Origin of the sequence: Dorea sp. 210702-DFI.3.17, assembly GCF_020560825.1 — a bacterium.
In the GTDB taxonomy this organism is placed as follows: domain Bacteria; phylum Bacillota; class Clostridia; order Lachnospirales; family Lachnospiraceae; genus Dorea; species Dorea formicigenerans.
Genome location: NZ_JAJCNB010000043.1, coordinates 1 through 18265, shown reverse-complemented (window position 1 = coordinate 18265; position 18265 = coordinate 1). Strand labels below are relative to the sequence as shown.

At 39.6% G+C, this 18265-nt stretch carries 23 protein-coding genes, 1 tRNA gene and 2 pseudogenes; 21 read left to right on the top strand and 5 right to left on the bottom strand.

Annotated elements, in window-relative coordinates:
* Positions 1-84: 84 nt before the first annotated feature.
* The 6 genes and pseudogenes from LI149_RS13720 to LI149_RS13695 all read left to right on the top strand — a co-directional run.
* Positions 85-231, top strand: coding sequence for a hypothetical protein (locus LI149_RS13720; protein WP_227143517.1), 147 nt, complete (start codon positions 85-87; stop codon positions 229-231).
* A gap of 539 nt (positions 232-770) precedes the next feature.
* Positions 771-844 (top strand) — tRNA-Arg (locus LI149_RS13715).
* Between the two features lie 326 nt (positions 845-1170).
* Complete coding sequence (locus LI149_RS13710) at positions 1171-2136, top strand: ParB/RepB/Spo0J family partition protein (protein WP_227083469.1); 966 nt, start codon at positions 1171-1173, stop codon at positions 2134-2136.
* A gap of 14 nt (positions 2137-2150) precedes the next feature.
* Complete coding sequence (locus tag LI149_RS13705; RefSeq protein ID WP_117500055.1) at positions 2151-2936, top strand: ParA family protein; 786 nt, start codon at positions 2151-2153, stop codon at positions 2934-2936.
* Positions 2926-3834, top strand: a complete 909-nt coding sequence (locus tag LI149_RS13700; RefSeq protein WP_227143516.1) for a ParB/RepB/Spo0J family partition protein — start codon at positions 2926-2928, stop codon at positions 3832-3834. Before LI149_RS13705 ends, LI149_RS13700 begins: the two co-directional genes overlap by 11 nt.
* Before the next feature lie 78 nt (positions 3835-3912).
* A pseudogene (locus LI149_RS13695) lies at positions 3913-4467 on the top strand (replication initiator protein A); the annotation flags it as partial.
* Here the strand turns inward: LI149_RS13695 and LI149_RS13690 are convergent.
* From LI149_RS13690 to LI149_RS13670, 5 genes and pseudogenes are all read right to left on the bottom strand, one after another.
* Positions 4464-4712: pseudogene (locus LI149_RS13690) on the bottom strand (DUF6040 family protein); the annotation flags it as partial. The pseudogenes LI149_RS13695 and LI149_RS13690 sit on opposite strands and share 4 nt — an antisense overlap.
* The gene (locus LI149_RS13685) at positions 4651-6372 is read right to left on the bottom strand and encodes a MobA/MobL family protein (RefSeq protein WP_195550853.1); all 1722 of its coding nucleotides are present in this window, start codon (positions 6370-6372) and stop codon (positions 4651-4653) included. The pseudogene LI149_RS13690 and the gene LI149_RS13685, both read right to left, overlap by 62 nt.
* Complete coding sequence (locus tag LI149_RS13680) at positions 6342-6701, bottom strand: hypothetical protein (RefSeq protein WP_015515801.1); 360 nt, start codon at positions 6699-6701, stop codon at positions 6342-6344. The genes LI149_RS13685 and LI149_RS13680 overlap by 31 nt, the downstream gene beginning before the upstream one ends.
* Complete coding sequence (locus LI149_RS13675; RefSeq protein WP_055152287.1) at positions 6701-7015, bottom strand: hypothetical protein; 315 nt, start codon at positions 7013-7015, stop codon at positions 6701-6703. The genes LI149_RS13680 and LI149_RS13675 overlap by 1 nt, the downstream gene beginning before the upstream one ends.
* A gap of 140 nt (positions 7016-7155) precedes the next feature.
* Entirely contained in the window at positions 7156-7386 is a 231-nt protein-coding gene (locus LI149_RS13670) for a helix-turn-helix domain-containing protein (RefSeq protein WP_008704241.1), read from the bottom strand.
* Positions 7387-7557: 171 nt separating this feature from the next.
* Here LI149_RS13670 and LI149_RS13665 point away from each other — a divergent pair, with 171 nt between their 5' ends.
* From LI149_RS13665 to LI149_RS13595, 15 genes are all read left to right on the top strand, one after another.
* Positions 7558-8187, top strand: coding sequence for a helix-turn-helix domain-containing protein (locus LI149_RS13665; RefSeq protein WP_161208931.1), 630 nt, complete (start codon positions 7558-7560; stop codon positions 8185-8187).
* 86 nt (positions 8188-8273) lie between these two features.
* Positions 8274-9569 (top strand): tyrosine-type recombinase/integrase, encoded by a 1296-nt coding sequence (locus LI149_RS13660; protein WP_215711005.1) that lies wholly within the window; start codon positions 8274-8276, stop codon positions 9567-9569.
* Between the two features lie 163 nt (positions 9570-9732).
* The gene (locus tag LI149_RS13655) at positions 9733-10161 is read left to right on the top strand and encodes a hypothetical protein (protein ID WP_008118560.1); all 429 of its coding nucleotides are present in this window, start codon (positions 9733-9735) and stop codon (positions 10159-10161) included.
* Positions 10162-10181: 20 nt separating this feature from the next.
* Positions 10182-11183: a YafY family protein gene (locus tag LI149_RS13650; protein ID WP_044681693.1), complete on the top strand. Its 1002-nt coding sequence runs from the start codon at positions 10182-10184 to the stop codon at positions 11181-11183.
* Positions 11184-11423: 240 nt separating this feature from the next.
* Complete coding sequence (locus LI149_RS13645) at positions 11424-12191, top strand: zinc ribbon domain-containing protein (RefSeq protein ID WP_002594697.1); 768 nt, start codon at positions 11424-11426, stop codon at positions 12189-12191.
* 188 nt (positions 12192-12379) lie between these two features.
* Positions 12380-12979, top strand: coding sequence for a transcriptional repressor LexA (lexA, locus tag LI149_RS13640; protein WP_002587849.1), 600 nt, complete (start codon positions 12380-12382; stop codon positions 12977-12979).
* Between the two features lie 130 nt (positions 12980-13109).
* The gene (locus LI149_RS13635; RefSeq protein ID WP_002594700.1) at positions 13110-13835 is read left to right on the top strand and encodes an ImmA/IrrE family metallo-endopeptidase; all 726 of its coding nucleotides are present in this window, start codon (positions 13110-13112) and stop codon (positions 13833-13835) included.
* Positions 13832-14080 carry a hypothetical protein gene (locus LI149_RS13630; protein WP_002594701.1) on the top strand — a complete coding sequence of 83 codons (249 nt, stop codon included), beginning with the start codon at positions 13832-13834 and terminating at the stop codon, positions 14078-14080. The genes LI149_RS13635 and LI149_RS13630 overlap by 4 nt, the downstream gene beginning before the upstream one ends.
* A 311-nt stretch (positions 14081-14391) precedes the next feature.
* Positions 14392-14979: a hypothetical protein gene (locus LI149_RS13625; RefSeq protein ID WP_055291085.1), complete on the top strand. Its 588-nt coding sequence runs from the start codon at positions 14392-14394 to the stop codon at positions 14977-14979.
* Between the two features lie 105 nt (positions 14980-15084).
* Positions 15085-15645: a type II toxin-antitoxin system PemK/MazF family toxin gene (locus LI149_RS13620; protein WP_195993838.1), complete on the top strand. Its 561-nt coding sequence runs from the start codon at positions 15085-15087 to the stop codon at positions 15643-15645.
* Positions 15638-15859: an excisionase gene (locus tag LI149_RS13615; protein ID WP_022146404.1), complete on the top strand. Its 222-nt coding sequence runs from the start codon at positions 15638-15640 to the stop codon at positions 15857-15859. Before LI149_RS13620 ends, LI149_RS13615 begins: the two co-directional genes overlap by 8 nt.
* Before the next feature lie 93 nt (positions 15860-15952).
* The gene (locus LI149_RS13610; protein ID WP_022146405.1) at positions 15953-16171 is read left to right on the top strand and encodes an excisionase; all 219 of its coding nucleotides are present in this window, start codon (positions 15953-15955) and stop codon (positions 16169-16171) included.
* Positions 16172-16183: 12 nt separating this feature from the next.
* Complete coding sequence (locus LI149_RS13605) at positions 16184-16402, top strand: excisionase (RefSeq protein ID WP_022146406.1); 219 nt, start codon at positions 16184-16186, stop codon at positions 16400-16402.
* Between the two features lie 11 nt (positions 16403-16413).
* A complete protein-coding gene (locus LI149_RS13600) occupies positions 16414-16668 on the top strand; it encodes an excisionase (protein WP_024853349.1) in 255 nt (84 codons plus the stop codon).
* Positions 16669-16679: 11 nt separating this feature from the next.
* The gene (locus LI149_RS13595) at positions 16680-17921 is read left to right on the top strand and encodes a tyrosine-type recombinase/integrase (RefSeq protein ID WP_022146408.1); all 1242 of its coding nucleotides are present in this window, start codon (positions 16680-16682) and stop codon (positions 17919-17921) included.
* Positions 17922-18265: the final 344 nt, after the last annotated feature.

The window sequence follows — 18265 nt, the reverse complement described above, 5'->3', positions numbered from 1 at the left end:
CACTACTAAAATCCTTAACTTAATGACATTGTTTTTGAAAAAACCCCGTCCCCAACTGGAAAAAGAAGGTTTTGTATACACAACATGTACAATAAGAATTCCAACTATATTAGCATTGGCGAAATGGCAAAGATCAATCGGACTACGGTTCCGACTCTTAAGCTCTACGACTCTATGGAACTTCTCACGCCGTGTTATGTGGACGAACACAGTCATATCGCTACTATATAAAGTAAAAAATCAAAGCGTCTGGCCTGGAGACGCTTGCTTTTATCTCTTATAAATGCTAAAATACAATAGCTGAGTTTCCTTAGTTAAATGGATATAACAAGCGTCTTCTAAGAAAAAGCCGAGGCAATCCCCAAATTGGGGAACGTTCTAATGTTACCAAATCGAAAAAATCTGTAGATTGACAACTCGAAATAGAGTTGATAATCTTATATATGGCCGAAGGGAAAAATCCCAGAAACCCAGTAAAATCAAGGGTTTGCGGCATGTGTCGTCATAGCTCAGCTGGATAGAGCACTCGCCTCCTAAGAGAAAGCCGAGGCATTCCCCAAAGGGAAAAAATGAAAAACAACTTTCAGTTCGAATCTATTCTGAAAAATGCTAATGGTGACAACAAAGCATTCCCCAAATTGGGGAACGTTCTAATGTTACCAAATCAAAAAAATCTGTAGATTGACAACTCGAAAGAGAGTTGATAATCTTATATATGGCCGAAGGGAAAAATCCCAGAAACCCAGTAAAATCAAGGGTTTGCGGCATGTGTCGTCATAGCTCAGCTGGATAGAGCACTCGCCTCCTAAGCGAGGGGTCGGAGGTTCAAATCCTCTTGGCGACGGGCTTCAAAGCGTTCGAAAATGTTAGCTGGATTAGCTGACAGCGAACGCTTTTCTTATTTTCTAATCACGTTCGTGGCATGAAATTCCATTCAAAATGATCCATTTCCAGCTAACACAATCCGATTTTTGTTAGCTGACAGCTAATCAAAATCACCGGTTTGCAAACATGGTTTTTCAAGAGTCCAGCTAACATTTGGGTTCCGCTCTGTTGTCACCCCTTATTTGGGGATGTAAATCAGAGAAAAGGCAGGAAAAGAAACAATCTCTCCGAAACCTGCAAACATAAATTAGCTGAAACAGTATTCAATTCTATTAGCTACAGCTAATAGTCAAACGGCAATGTCTGTTTGGAACTTTTCTTACAACAAAAGTTCCAGGCAGGCATTTTTTATTTCCTGAATCCTGGAGGAAAGGAGTCAAGATGACTGATGCAAACAGACAATCAGGAGAAAAAGAAGAAAGAATCATAGAAATTGAGATTGAACGTCTCCGCCCTTTTAAGGAGCATCCGTTTCAGGTGAAAGATGATAAGGAAATGTTTCTTCTGCAGGAAAGCATTGAGAAATATGGAATCTTAAATCCGCTGATCGTCAGACCGGTACCGGATGGCTACTATGAAATCATATCCGGTCACAGAAGAAAACATGCTGCAGAGAAACTTGGATACCGTAAAGTACCGGTGATCATCCGGGTATTAAGTGAAGATGATTCCATCTTAAGCATGGTGGATTCGAATCTTCATAGAGAACGGATCAGCTACAGTGAAAAGGCTTTTGCTTACAAATTAAAGAATGACGTATTGAAAAGAAAAAGTGGTCGAAAAAAGAGCCAAATTGACCACAAAAAAACAAGAAAACGTTCGATAGATATTATCAGTGAGGATTGTGGTGATAGCCCAAAACAAGTGCAGCGTTATATTTCACTGACAAAGCTGATACCAGAAATGTTGCAGAAGCTGGATGATGAAATTATTTCTTTTTGCCCGGCTGTGGAAATAGCAGCACTGAAAGAAAATGAACAAAGAGAACTGCTTAAAGCAATGGATTATGCACAGGCGATTCCGTCACTCTCACAGGCTCAGCGGATAAAGCAGCTGAGTAAAGAAAAACAGTTATCGCTGGAAAAGATGGAAGAAATCATGTGTGAAGTTAAAAAGGGTGAGATCACAAGAGTGGCATTCACAAACGAGCAGTTACACAAGTATTTTCCAAATTCCTATACACCGGCAATGATGAAACGGGAAATACTGGCACTGCTGAAATTATGGAAAAAAGAATCATGGGAAAGTTAAAGGAGGAAGAAATCATGTGTAAAGTTATATCCGTAGTAAACCAGAAAGGTGGAGTCGGCAAGACCACCACAACCGTAAATGTAGGTATTGGACTGGCAAGAGAAGGTAAAAAAGTACTGTTGATTGATGCAGATCCGCAGGGGAGTTTAACAGCAAGTCTTGGATATGAAGAACCGGATGATCTTCGAATTACACTGGCAACAATGATGATGGATGTTATCAATGAAGAAGATATTAATCTGGAAGATGGTATCTTACATCATCAGGAAAATGTAGATCTGCTTCCAGCAAATATTGAGCTTTCCGCACTGGAAGTAACGATGGGAAATGTTATGAGCAGAGAAATGATCATGAAAGAATATATCGATGCGATAAGATCCCGATACGATTATATCCTGATCGACTGTATGCCAAGTCTTGGTATGATGACAATCAATGCACTGGTTTCTTCCGATTCCGTGCTGATACCTGTACAGGCCGCATATCTGCCTGTTAAAGGACTTCAACAGCTGATTAAGACCATTCTTACAGTAAAGAAAAGATTGAATCGGAAACTGGCGATTGAGGGCATTCTCCTGACTATGGTAGATTTCAGAACCAATTACGCAAGGGACATTGCATCAAGAGTACATACAACCTACGGAAGTCAGATTGAGGTATTTGAAAATGTGATCCCGATGTCTGTAAAAGCTGCTGAGACCAGTGCGGAAGGAAAAAGTATCTACATGTACTGCCCGAAGGGAAAAGTTGCTGAGGCATATATGAATTTAACACAGGAGGTTTTGAAGAATGAAAAATAGAAGTGGTGAAAAGATTAAGCTGGCAAGTATTGATGAACTGCTCGGTGTGGTAAATGAAGAATCTGCAATGGAGATAGAGATCAGTAATATCCATCCGTTTAAGAATCATCCATTCAAGGTGTTGGATGATGAAAAGATGCAGGATCTGGTAGAGAGCGTAAAGATCAATGGAGTGTTGACACCGGTACTTCTCCGTATGGATGAAAACGAAGATTACGAAATGGTATCCGGTCACAGAAGAATGCATGCAGCACAGCTTGCAGGACTCACAACTATTCCGGCAATCGTAAGAGAATTATCAGATGATGATGCCATTGTGGCGATGGTGGACGCTAACATTCAGCGAGAGGAACTGTTACCGAGTGAGAAAGCCTTTGCCTACAAGATGAAACTTGATGCAATGAAAAGACAGGGAATCAGAACAGATTTAACTTGTGTACAAAATGAACACAAGTCAGGTAAAAAGTCACGAGAATTATTGGGTGAGCAAGTTGGAATAAGCAGTGTACAGGTGACTCGTTATATCCGACTGACAGAGCTTATTCCGGAACTTCTTGATCTGGTAGATAACAAAAAGCTTCAGTTCACGGTTGCTGTAGATATCTCTTACATCGATAAGGAAGTACAGGGATGGATTTACGAATATATCTGCGACACAGGATTTATCAAACCAAAACAGATTGCAGCACTTAGAAATCAGCTGAATGATGGACCAATCAATCAGATCCAGATGTTATCGATTTTCAATAATTGTGTAATGGCAAAGAAAGTATCCCGGTCTCTTACTTTCTCAGAAAAGAAACTGACAAAGTATTTTCCGGATGATTATACAGCCAAAGATATGGAACAGGTAATTGAATCATTATTAGAAAAATGGATGCAGGAACAGTCCTGTTAAGGATAGAAAAAGCTAAGAAAACAAAGTCAAAGAAGTTTAAAAAGAAGACTTCTTAGCAGAAAACGAAAGGAGGAAATTATGGAGAAAAAAATGACATTTAATTATTTTTACGGTACCGAAGCTGATCAGTTCAGCTTCTACCGCATACCAAAAGCATTATTTACAGACAGCTACTTTAAAGATTTATCAAGCGATGCCAAAATTTTATATGGACTGATGTTGGATCGAATGTCTCTTTCCATCAAGAATCAGTGGTTTGACGACAAAAACAGAGCATATATCTACTTTTCCATCGAAGATATCATGGAATTACTGAACTGTGGCAGAAATAAAGCCATCAAATCCATGAGAGAACTGGATGACGAAACAGGAATTGGTCTGATTGAGAAACGTAGACAGGGATTTGGAAAGGTGAATGTTATCTACGTAAAAACCTTTATGCCTGAGAAAACAGATGAGAAAAAATTTGGAGAGGAATTAGAGAAGTTTAAAAAACAAACTTCTGTGGAAAATGAAGAGACTGCAGAAGTTTACAATTTAAACTTCATGAAGTCCCAAAATCAAACTTCTAGAAGTCCCGAAAACAAACTTCAAGAAGTTTACATTTCAAACCCTAATAATACTAATCTTACCGTTTTTGCTTTATACTGTCCTGCAAGTCGCTCTTTTTGTGTTTCGTATTTTGCTTTTGCATTCTGATAGGCTGTCCGGTTACAGGCTTCACATTTTTCATAGAGTACCGGCTTTTCTACCGGTATTTCTACGATTTTCTGATGTGTCCGGGCATAATCCCGTTCCTGTGTTAAATAGCATATTTTATCTTGACATTCCTCTATCATGACGTTTGCGCTTCGCAACTTCTCTTTCTCGATCCGCAATGCTCTGTCTGCCAGCTTCAAGTCGTTCTTTAATGCTTGAATATTCCCGGCTCTGTTCTCTTTGTTTAATTTCTCGTTCAAGGTCAGAGATTCGCTGAGCTGCGTCTTCAGTTCCACGATAAGCTGTTCTTTCTGTTCTAGTTCTTCTTGTATCTCCTCGGTCAAGAGCAGAAGTTCTTCCAACTGTTCGGCGTTCTTTGATTCTCTGGATTCGTTCATCTATATCACGTCCTTTCTCTATCTGCTGTTCCAGTTCAGCAATTCGGTGTTCTGTTTCAGTAATAAACTGTTTTCGCTGTTCAGCTTCTGTGCCAATTTCTGCCATTGCTGATTTTCGTTTTCCAAAAGCTCTATCTTCGTTTTCTGTTCTTCCATCTTGGAAAGCAGTTCCTCGGTATTTGGCAAAATGTTGAGCAGCTCGGATAACTCGTTGTTTAATTTTTGTAATTTCTGATTCTGTTTTTGCATAAGAGAGAGTTGAGTGTCCCGGTTCTGCATTTCCAGAATCATTTCTGCCATTAGGTTCTGCTGTTCTTCGATTTGACCAATCATGGATTCCATTAAGGGTATAATTTCCCGGCTTTCTTCTAATGTCATTTAATCGCTCCTTCCATAATGATAATGCACCCGATACTTTCCCAAAGGTGTTTAGTATCTTTTGCAATAACGTGTTTTGTTGTTTTATGATTTGATTTTCCGCTACTTTCCACGAGCCTTTTATTTCCTGCCCGGCAAAAAACTTTTGTTCAATCTTTCTTGCGTCAGCTCCTTCATGGATGGTAGGAATCTGGAGTTTTCCCTGCTTTTCATAAGAACGATGATCAACTTGATTATGCAAAGGCAGATATTCATTACATACCTTTGCCCATTCACTCCGCCACAGTTCACAATTTTTTGGATTGTTCCATCCAGTAGCATCGGTCAGCACCCGTTTCCATTGCAGGCGGTTTCTTGCTCCAATCTTCTGAATTCCGTTTTCGTCTAATACAGGGATACGGATTCCATGACGGTCAGGGTTTTTCTTATCCTGCCACCAGTTCGGATGGGATTCATCAATCACGATATTTCCGTTTTTATCTCTGACAAAATCCCAATCCTTGACTTCTTTCTTTCCCCAAGAATGATCCGGGTTAAAAGGACGCATAGTTAGAAGCAGATGGACATGGGGGTTGCCATCCCCTTTGTCGTGGATACTCCAATCAGCGCACATTCCTCTATCTACAAAAGTTTTTTGGATATAGTCGGTTGTATATTGAATTTGTTCCTGTCTGCTCCATTCTTTGGGGAGGGCAAATTCAAATGACCTGCCAAGTTGGGCATCTGCATTTTTTTCAATCTTCAATACCTCATTCCATAACCTCTGTTTCTGAAATGTGATTTTGAATTTTTTTAAAGCAGCTTCTTTATCTTCTGACCTTTTGTATCGGACAGATTTTTGAAAGCGTTTTATATTTTCTTCTGGTACTATCTGCCATTCAGGAGGTGCGTTTTCGCACATCATCAGCCGGGTGTAGACCACTTCTTTTTTAGAAGTGTAATAACTGATTCTCCCTGTTTCCTCGTTTTTCATCACATCCCCATTGAGATATGCGGAAGCGGAGATAACAGATTTCCCTTTACTTCGTCCGACTATTTTGATTGTGTAATGAAAAATCGCCATGTCTGGATTCCTCCTTTCTGACGTATCCGGCATAGATTTCCGGCAACATTGCTTTCAGTTTTAGAAAAAGCAGCATTGCCGGAACTCCCTCTGCGTAAGAGTGCCCTGCGCATAGCAGCCTGCATGGAATGCGCCTCTCTGGCGAAGAGTGCCTCCTGCGGCATGAGCAGGTCTGGCTGAAAGCCCCGCCGACGGAACGAGCCCGGCAAGCGTGAGCGCAGACCGGTTGACACTTGTGGCAAACTTATTGGGACGACCTCTGGTTGTCCATAAGTGCGCCCTTCATGAAAAAGCAATGAAGGGAATGAAAAACTCATCCCCTCTGCCATTACACTTCCTCCATATCGGTATTGGTTTCTTTCTGCATTGCTTTTGAGAAAAATCTCCCATTGGCTTCCTGCCTTTTCAGAAAAACAATCAGCTTTGGGATGTCTTCTTCCTCAATAGGAGCACCAAGAACGGATTCCACCGCACCGCCAATCTGACAGAGCCTATGGGTTCGTTTTTTACTTTCCTCGGTTTTCTTTCGTTTCAGAAGTTCTTTCTTCTGTGCTGCATATCGTTTTGCTTTTTCAAGGCTTTCCTGTTCCTTTTTTTCCATTTCAAGCATTCGTTCTTCATAACTTTTTGTTGATTTTGCCATTATTACATTCTCCTTTCTTTTGCAAACATAAGTTCTCGGTTGCGTATCAGAAGAAGCACATGGTATAATCTTCTTGCGTGTAGGTATATCATGGCTTTGGTCTGATAGAACCTTTGGCGGTTTCTTTGGAAGCCGCCTTTTTAATTTGCCACAGTTCTTGTTACAGCTTTTACATTTCCTCTATCCCTCAAATCACGACCTTCATTAGCTTCCATAAACATTTCCAGAATATCGGTTTTAATCAGGACTTTGCGACCAACCTTTAATACTGGAAGTTTCTTCCATTCTACAAGCTGTCTTAAGGTGTTTCTGCCGATTCCCGTATAGTCAGCAGCTTCTTCGATGGATAATGCAATTTTTCTTTGCGTCATATAATCACCTCCTTACAAATTGCATTATGCAATTCTTGTGATGTAAGTATATCCTTTTCACATCTTTTTGTCAAGCGTTACGAAATGTTAAAAATAAACTTTATATTGCATATTGCAATTTCAGAAAAACAATGCTATAATTCATACATACCGAAAAAGGAGGCAGTCAGCATGAAAGATAAAGAATTACGCAAGCTGATAGGGAGCAGAGTAAAACAGCGCCGTCTGGAATTGAATCTGACACAGCCTTATGTCGCAGAAAAGATGGGTGTTACCGCTTCTACAATCCTGCGTTATGAGAATGGTTCGATTGACAATACGAAAAAAATGGTGTTGGAAGGTCTTTCGGAAGCACTCCATGTATCTGTGGAATGGCTCAAAGGGGAAAAAGATGAATATGAAACCGATATTACGGATAAGAGAGAATTACAGATTCGTGATGCGATGGGAGATATTCTGGAACAGTTACCACTTGCCCTTACCAAAGAAGAAGATGCTTTTTCAAAAGATTTATTACTGCTGATGTTAAAACAATATGGTCTGTTTTTGGATTCCTTTCAGTTCGCCTGCAAAAACTTTAAGGGGAATGATGGTCAGACGGATATTGCCAAAACAATAGGGTTTGAATCGAATGATGAATATAATGAGATTATGTTCTTAAGGGAAATCACTCACACCATCAATGCTTTTAATGAGATGGCAGACATCGTAAGGCTCTATTCCAAGAAACCCAAAACAGCAGAGCAAAGGCTTGCAAATCTTTTATCAGAAGTCTTATACGAAGATTCCGAATCGGTATAGTAAGACAGCCGGAGTTATGATATACTTACACGCACGAAGCATTTCATCAGTTCCGATTGTCTAATATCGAAAGGAGACATACGATTATGGCAAAAGGATCTGTAAGAAAAAAAGGAAAGAAATGGTACTACCGCTTCTATGTAGAGGACGCAAGCGGCAATCTTGTTCAGAAAGAATGCGTTGGAACAGAAAGCAAAAGTGAAACTGAAAAACTGCTCCGTCAGGCAATGGATGATTATGAGAAAAAGAAATTTGTTGCCAAAGCGGAAAATCTCACAGTCGGACAACTTTTGGATGTGTGGGCAGAGGAGGAATTAAAAACAGGTACGCTCAGCAATGGTACTGTGGAGAATTACCTCGGAACAATCCGAAATATTAAGAAACATCCGCTGGCAGAACGGAAATTAAAAAATGTAACCTCTGAGCATTTGCAATCCTTTTTTGATTTGCTTTCCTTCGGGGGAGTTCATCCCGACGGAAAAGAGAGAAAGGGTTACAGCAAAGATTACATCCATTCTTTTTCCGCAGTCATGCAGCAGTCCTTCCGCTTTGCAGTATTTCCAAAACAGTATATTACGTTTAATCCCATGCAGTATATTAAACTGCGGTATCAGACGGATGAAGTTGATTTGTTTTCAGACGAGGACATGGACGGAAATATCCAACCAATTTCACGAGAAGATTATGAAAGATTGCTTGCTTATCTGAAAAAAAAGAACCCAGCCGCAATACTTCCAATCCAGATAGCCTATTATGCCGGGCTTCGTATTGGAGAAGCCTGCGGTTTGGCGTGGCAGGACGTAAATCTGGAAGAACAATGCCTTACCATAAGACGTAGCATCCGATACGATGGCTCAAAGCGCAAATATATCATCGGACCAACCAAGCGGAAAAAAGTGAGGATTGTTGATTTTGGAGATACGCTGGTAGAGATTTTCCGTAATACCCGGAAAGAGCAGTTAAAAAATCGAATGCAGTACGGAGAACTTTATCACACGAACTACTACAAAGAGGTCAAAGAGAAAAACAGAGTGTACTACGAATATTATTGCTTAGACAGAACAGAGGAAGTCCCGGCAGATTATAAAGAAATTTCTTTCGTCTGTTTAAGACCGGATGGTTGTCTGGAACTTCCAACTACTTTGGGAACTGTTTGCAGAAAGGTGGCAAAAACATTAGAGGGATTTGAAGGCTTTCATTTCCACCAGTTACGTCACACCTATACAAGCAACCTTTTAGCAAATGGAGCAGCCCCAAAAGATGTGCAGGAATTGTTGGGACACTCAGATGTCAGTACCACAATGAACGTCTATGCTCACTCCACAAGAGATGCGAAACGAAAATCGGTTAGGCTTCTTGATAAAGTGGTAGGCAATGATTAAAGAAATTCCCTTATTTCCCTTGTAATTATCTCATAAGGGCAAAAATAAGGGAAACTACATATCATTTCACTAATGGACAGGCGGGAAAGCCTATAAAATGGGGAAAGTTAGAGAGATAATTATATAAATTCAAGTTTGTCGAGCAAAGGAGGTGCTGTAACAGATGGATGAACATTCCTATGACGATATAATCAATCTGCCGAATCCGACATCGAAGAACCATCCTCGTATGTCACTTCACGACAGAGCAGCACAGTTTGCACCTTTTGCGGCACTTACAGGACACGATGCAGCCATTAAAGAGACTGCAAGGCTAACAGATGAACGGTTAGAGTTAAGCGATGAAGTCATTATGAAATTAAATGACCAATTAAATATGATTAGAGATAATATCGGCACAGAACAGGAAATATCAATAACTTATTTCGTGCCTGATGATAAAAAATCCGGAGGAGCATATCTCACGCATTCCGGCATAGTGAAAAAGATTGATGAATTTGAACGCAAACTGATTATGCAGGATGAAACAGTAATTCCGACTGAACAAATCAGCGTGATACAGGGAGAAATGTTCAAAGGACTATATGAGTAATAGCTTGGAAAGGGCAAACAATGGAAACAAAGCCGAGAATATTATACTTAAAGAAAATATTAGAGGAACGAACGGACGAGGAACATCCGCTTTCGACGACGCAGCTAATCAATATATTGAATGATGAATACGGAATATCTGCACATAGAACGACGGTCACAAAAGATATTGCTGCACTTCAGGAGTTTGGAATGGATATTGTTACTATCCATTCTACTCAGAGCAAATACTTTGTAGCCAGTCGTAAGTTTGAATTGCCGGAACTGAAACTGCTGATAGATGCAGTGGAGTCATCGAAGTTTATTACAAAGAAGAAAAGCAAAACGCTGATTGAGAAGATACATACGATGACCAGTCCGGGGCAGGTGGCAAAGTTGAAGCGTAATAACTATGTGGTCAATCGAATTAAGCCGGATAATGAGCAGATATATTATATCATTGACGCTATAAACGATGCCATCAATACAGGTAAACAGATTTCTTTTCAGTATTATGATTATACCGGATTAAAGAAAAAGGTTCTGAAGAACAAGGGCGAAGTGTATAAGCTCAGCCCGTATAAACTTCTCTGGTGTGGGGACTATTATTATGTTCTCGGATATTCAGAGAAGAAAAGCAAGGTTATCAATTTCAGGGTAGACCGTATTGCTTCCAAGCCGGAGATATTGGATAAAGATATTATTCCTATGCCGGATGATTTTGATATTGAGAATTACACAAAGGAAGTTTTCTTTATGTTCTCAGGCGAGAAAGTTCTTGTGGATTTACGGTGTGATAACAGCTTGATGAAAACAATGGTTGACCGTTTTGGAGAAGATGTGACAACTCTTGCGTATGATATGACTTCTTTCAGAGTACAGACCGAAGTATCAGCCAGTCCGACCTTTTTTGGTTGGGTGTTTGGCTTTAATGGCAAGGTACAAATACTTGCACCGGAAAGTGTGAAAGAACAGTACAGGCAGATGATTGCACAAGCCGATGAGGGTATGCAGCAAAAAGAAAACAAAGAACAGGAAATCTAACACTCCAAAGCATACGATGTCAAGAAACGGCAGAATCTTCTTGAAAAGCTCGCAGTATGAATATGCCGAGGGCGTGGAGTTTGAAGTTTATCCGTCTGCGGATACAACCGACCCAAACTATTATTGTGAAAATTTGTTAGCCGTGAACGAAAAAGCTGAGTAATAAGGACAGCAACTGCGAGTTGCTTGTTTGAGATAATGCGTGAGACTATAATAAAGGTGTAAGGGAGGTACTGCATAATGGATACAAAACAGGTTATACTTGAACTTCGCACTCAAAAGGGAATGTCGCAGGATGAGCTTGCAGAAAAAGTTTTTGTAAGTCGTCAGGCAGTTTCACGTTGGGAAAACGGAGAAACAGTTCCGAATACGGAAACATTGAAATTGCTGTCAAAAGTATTAGATGTTTCCATAAATACACTTTTAGGCTCACCGAGAAAGCTTATTTGTCAATGCTGCGGAATGCCGCTTGAAGATGATGATATTATCGGACACAATCACGACGGTTCTTTCAACGAGGACTATTGTAAGTGGTGTTATGCCGATGGAACATATACTTACAATGATATGGACGATTTGATTGAAGTTTGTGTTAAGAATATGGTAAGCGAGAATTTCACGGAGGAACAAGCCCGTTCTTATATGAAAGAGCTGCTTCCTACTTTGGATTACTGGAAGAAATATGATGAGCTTAGTGATAACGGTCAGTTTGAAGAATTCAAGAAAAAGTTAATCAATGAAATTAACGAATTGAATGTTGACGGAATGCCAAAGGTGGAAAAACTGAATACCCTTGTGGGAAAGTATGTGAATCTTGAGTACCGGCTTCCGAATGGGCAAGCGGCTAAGTTTTTGAATGAGGCAAAGACATATCTGGGCAATCAGCTTGAATGTGAATACGGCGGCGATAGATGTTTCGGCGTTGTTGCAGATATGGATTTTATTCTTATTTGCACTTATGAAGAAGACGGTAAGAATCCGGAACTTGTATTGTATAAGAAAAGATGAGGATAGAGAAAAATAGTAAGCCATTGGAGTTAATGATTTCAGTGCAAGCAAAGAAATTTTGAGGTGTTAGCAAATTGCGACACCTCTTTTCTTTTGCGAAAAACCTACTTGAAAAATTTTTCGTATCAGGTATAATAAAACTATCGAAAGCAAACTGCTTCCGATAGAAAAGAAAGCGAGGTGCAGGTATGAGAAGCAAGAGTCCTGAACTTATGAGTGAGATAAAAAAATATATCGAGGATTATTACCTGCAAAACAGACAATCCCCATCGACTACAAAGATTGCTGAAGCTGTTGGTATTGCCAGAGGTACAGCATACAAATACTTGGTAGAAATGGCTGAGAAGAATATGATTGAGTACGACGGGCAGGAGATTCGCACCAATGTGACCCGTAAGTACAGTGGCGAACAGACACAGACACCGATTGTAGGTTCTATTCCTTGTGGTAGTCCTCAGTATGAGGAAGAAAATATTGAAGAATATGTATCACTTCCTACTGCTATTTTCGGCAAAGGAGATTTCTTTATATTAAGAGCAAGCGGTCAGTCTATGATTGAAGCAGGGATTGATGACGGCGACCTTGTGGTTGTCAAAAAGCAGGTAGAAGCCAATGAGGGCGATATAGTAGTTGCCCTTGTGGATAATCAGAATACATTGAAACGTTACTTCAGAGATGATGAGAATAAGAAAATCATTCTCCATCCGGAAAATAAGAAGATGAAAGACATCATTGTAGATGAGTGCTGCATTCAGGGTGTGGCTTGTCACATCATCAAAGAACTATAGCAGAGGACAGACGAATGAGAACACTTGAAGGAATTCGCTATCTAATCAATTTGGATAGTGCGGAAATACAACAGAACTTTGCCGGAGGAGTTGCACCGCCGGACAAGGTGGAGTCGGAGGTGGACACAACTTGAGTATTTATATGTCAAGAGCCGAGTTGGAAGAAATCAGCGAAGGCTTGATAACAGCTTATGCTAATAAGTTTAGCAATCGAGTGATTCAATCCATCGACATAGAACATTTCATTACAGAATTTCTTATGTTACGAATTGAATACGCTTCTTTCGCAGAAGATGATGCAGGCAGGATTGGTTTTCTGGCAGATGGAGCAACACCACTGCTGGTACATCAGGACGGAAAAATTATTCCCTTTGTTTTCCCGAAAGATACCATCGTACTTGATAAATTTCTTCTTGCTGAAAAGGAGCAGGGACGTCGCAGATTTACAATGGCACACGAAGCGTCACATCATATCTTGAGTAAGATGTATGCAATGCCGAGTGAAGGACGCTTTCATGCAGAGTATGACAGTGAGCGTAGTTATTCCAAAGAGGAACTGGCTCAGATGTTTGCGTCTGTTGAGTGGCAGGCAGATACAATGGGAGCTTCGCTTCTTATGCCGAGAAGAATTATTGAAAATGCCTTGGCGAAATATAATCAGTCAAATCCGATAAGAGTTTATGGCGATAATACCATTACTTCAAAGGATAAAGCAGTTATCCGCAGAATGGCAGCTTATATCGGAGTATCTTATACAGCCTTGGTTATCAGATTGAGAGATATGGGGCTATTTGAGTATCACAATATCCTTGAGTACATTTCCAATGAGTTAAATCTGGGAGGTGTTTCACAATGAGGTTACAGACTCAGGTAGCACCTGAAATACAAAAGAGATTGCTTCTGTCAAGAGTAGAAGCAGAAAGTCTGAAAGAGCGTGATATTCTCTGCCCGACTTGTGGGTTCAGGATACAAAGAGTTTTTTCAGACGCAACCGGACATTTGAGTGTGAAGTGTCAGAAATGCAAGAATGTCCATATCTTAAATCTCGCTTACTTCCGCAGAATCCGTAGGAACGGATATGGCAGGAATTGCAGGCGATGAAGATTACAAGTAAATATCGAAACGATTTCTAATCGAGTAAGCGGAGATAAGCAATTTATTTGCTAAACTACCAAGCACCGTACGAAGCCGGATAAGTGAAGAATAGAAGTATTCTTTGCTGTCCAGATTCGACGGTGCTTTTTTTGTTGCTGTTTTATTCGATTATGCTTCGTGCAGTATTAGGTCTTTTCCCTTACTTGGGAAAGGACTTTTATGTTTTATAACGTATGGCAGTGCCAGATAGCTGAGTACCCGTAATCTCCGAATTTTGAAACTTATCAATTTTTCAAAATTCAAAGGAGATTACGGAAATGAAAAACAAACTTACATTAACAGAACAAGAAGAATTATTTGTAAAGGATTGTAAACTGATAAATCTTAAATACGAATATAACGGTTATACCGGAGCTGAAAGATGGGCGATTATTACGGAATTATCGGTAAAAGAGCTTTGGGAGAAGTATCCCCTTGTTATAGAAAGATATTCTCCGTTTGTTCATCTTTCCATTGCACAGGGAGAGGTAATTGACGATGCAAACCGAAATGAGGACAAGTATGCAAAGAGAAGCAGTCGCACACTTGACTGCTATGGATATGACGATGAAATGTCCTCACAGTTCCATAAAGAACTTGCCATTATGTTTGACGACCCGTTTGAAAGAGCAGAGGAAGAAAGGCTTGAACTGGAAAGAGAAGAATTGCGTCAGTGTGAAATCAGGAAAGCAAGGATAGCACTTTCAATGTTGCAGCCACTTCAAAGGGAACGCCTTATGAAGAATGTGTGCTGCGGTCTGAGTTCCAGAGCGATTGCAAAGCAGGAGGGCGTATATTACAGCTCCGTAGATAAGTCTATTGCAGCGGCGAAGAAAAACTTTATCAAATTTTATGAAAATCTCTGATTTTGGGTGTGCATTTCAGCACCCTTTGTCCAAATGAGTGAAGGGGTTATTTCATTCCGGATACGAATGACACTTTAAAAATTAGATTCTTGTGAGGTTATGCATATGAAAGAAAAAATGATTTGTCGTGGGGATTTATTCTACTATGACTTTGGAGATAACAGTGGTTCAGTACAAAGCGGAGAGCGTCCGGTGCTTGTCGTTCAGGCAGACGATTATAACCAGAATGCTCCAACGATTATTGTTGCAGCGGTTACAAGTGTAATCAAGAAAAGATATTTGCCATCACACATTATTCTTGGCGAGGAGTTTGGACTGAAGAAACCGTCAATGGTTCTTCTGGAGCAGATACGGACAGTCAATAGAGAGGATTTGCGTGAATACATAGGTACGGTAGATGACGATAAACTTTTTAGGCAGATAAACGCAACTTTGAAAAAGACTTTTGGACTTTGGGTTTACAAGCCGGAGGGGAAAGAAAATATTCGTTGTCTATGCTCGAAGTGCCTGAATGATTACATCCACAATCCGGACTATATTGTAAGGCGACTTGACCCATTTGCAAAGCGAAAAGACAGATGTGATAAGTGTGATGGGGATGGTTGGGATTATGTTGTTACCGACAGATATTCATCCAAGAAAGAAAAGAGGTGCAAGAATGTCTAATAGCAGTGTAAAGAAGCTGAGTTATAATGTACCTCTTTGGCATAAGCCTAATTTGTCGATTGAAGAAGCATCTATATATTCCAATATTGGAACAGGAAAACTTTATGAAATGACGGAAAAGCAAGATTGCCCGTTTGTACTTTGGATAGGAAGCCGCCGAATGATAAAGCGAAAAATTTTTGAGGAATATATTGCAAATCAGTATTCTATTTAATGAAAAAGTCAAATCTGCGATGAGCAAATTCGCATCGTTGGCTCAGCGTAGATTTTTAAGTATGCTGTAACCACGCAAAGGAGGTTACAGCATATGAACAACGAAAAAGATGAAACAATCTATAATGTCCCACTTTGGGAGAAAGTAATGCTTACAATTGATGAAGCCGCAGCTTATACAGGTGTTGGAAGCAGAAAAATCAGACAGCTTACCGATAATGAAAGATGTCCGTTCGTTTTATGGAATGGCTCAAAGCGACTTATCAAGAGAGAAGAATTTGTTGAATTTATAAAAAAGCAGTATTCGATATGAGGAGGTATTATTGTGAGTAATCCAGTAAAAAAAGAAAGATTAGAAGTACCGATATGGCATAAGCCGTATCTGACCATTGATGAAGCTACTGCCTATACCGGCATTGGCAGAGAAAAACTTCGTGAAATGACAAGGTTTGCTGACTGTCCATTTGTGTTATGGGTGGGAAAACGCCGAATGATAAAAAGAGAATTGTTTGATGAGTACATTGAAAAAATGTATGAGATTTAGGAGGTGGAACGATGAATGTGGATTTTGCAGATGAAGAAATGATTGCTTATCGGGAAAGCCTTATAGAAAAGAAAAAAGAGCAGCCATTTTGGAAAAAGAAATGTTTGTCGGTAAATGAAACAGCCGCTTATACAGGTATCGGAAGGGGAAAAATACGAGAGCTGATGAAAAGGAAAGATTGCAATTTTATGACGACAGACGGTTATCAGGTGTATGTCATCATCGACAAATTTGTGGAATTTTTAAATAGCAGGAATGAAATATAGGAGGAACAGCCGTGGCAAGACCAAAACGAAAAGATAAAACAAGGACAGTTCTTCGCACGGGAGAACTTCAAAGAAGTGATGGAAGTTATCAGTACAGTTGGACTGATGAAAACCATAAAAGAAGATATGTCTATTCAAAAACGCTTGAAGCACTCAGGATTAAAGAGGAAGCGATTGAGAAAGACAAAAGTGATGGCATAAAAGCGGAAGCACGATATGTTACACTCGATGATTTATATGAGTTGTGGAAAGACCTGAAGAGAGGATTGAAAAACAACACTTTTGAGAATTACAAATATATTTATGAAACCTTTGTACGTCGGCAAATCGGTTCTAAGAGAGTTTCAACATTTTTGAAATCAGATATTAAGAGATTTTACAATTATCTGGTTGATGAGCGAGGCTTGAAGCCTGCAACGGTTGATGGTGTCCACAACATTCTTCATCAGATATTTGATATGGCGGTTGATGATAACTATATCAGAAACAATCCGACAAATAATGTTTTAAGGGAATTGAAAAAAGCTCATTGCTTCAAGACAGAAAAACGCAGGGGACTTACTAGACCTGAGCAGGAATTGTTTATGGATTATCTGAAGAACTCTAATACAGCAGTGTATTGGTATCCGGTGTTTGCAGTAATGCTTGGAACGGGGTTAAGAGTTGGAGAAGTTACTGGACTCAGATGGTGCGATATTGATTTGGAAGATGGGATTATAGATGTTAATCACACGTTGGTTTATTATGACCACAGAACTTCTGAAGGAAAAAAGGGCTGCTATTTCAATGTGAATACTCCAAAGACAGAAGCAGGAAATAGACAAGTTCCGATGCTCGATTTTGTTAAAGAAGCATTTGTTATGGAAAAAGAAAGACAAGAACTGCTAGGAGTTCACTGCGAAGCGACCATAGATGGATATACAGATTTTATATTTCTCAATCGCTTCGGACAGCCACAACATCAATCGACTTTGAATAAGGCAATCCGACGCATAATCCGTGATTGCAACGATGAGCAGTTTTTGAAAACAGAAAACCCAGAAGTGCTTTTACCACATTTTAGTTGTCATTCGCTCAGACATACATTTACAACAAGAATGTGTGAAGCAGGTGTAAATATAAAAGTTATTCAGGATACACTCGGACATAAGGATATAACAACAACCTTAAATATCTATACTGATGTAACAAAGGAACTAAAAAGAACTGAGTTTGATGGACTGGATAAATACTTTAATAATTCAATAGCGTAGGAAAAAGTGGCGTACTTTAAAATGAAAATTGGTACGCTGCTTTTTTTGGTCTGATTGACTTATTCAATAATAAAGATTATAATTTAGTAAGCAATCCGATTGAAGAACCCATTCTCTCAATCGGGATTTACATCAAATACATCAAATAATACAACTGCTTATGCGGAAAGTAATCAATTTTAAAGGTAAACAAGGCTTTTTATCTGATTGAAAAAAGCAAAGTAGGGAGTTGCTCAGGAATATGAGTGGCTTCGGAATTGCGTCGGAGAAAGTCCCGACAATGAAGTCATTAGATGGTGTAAATAAGAAAAATGATGTAAATAATACAGCTTCTGAAGCACCTG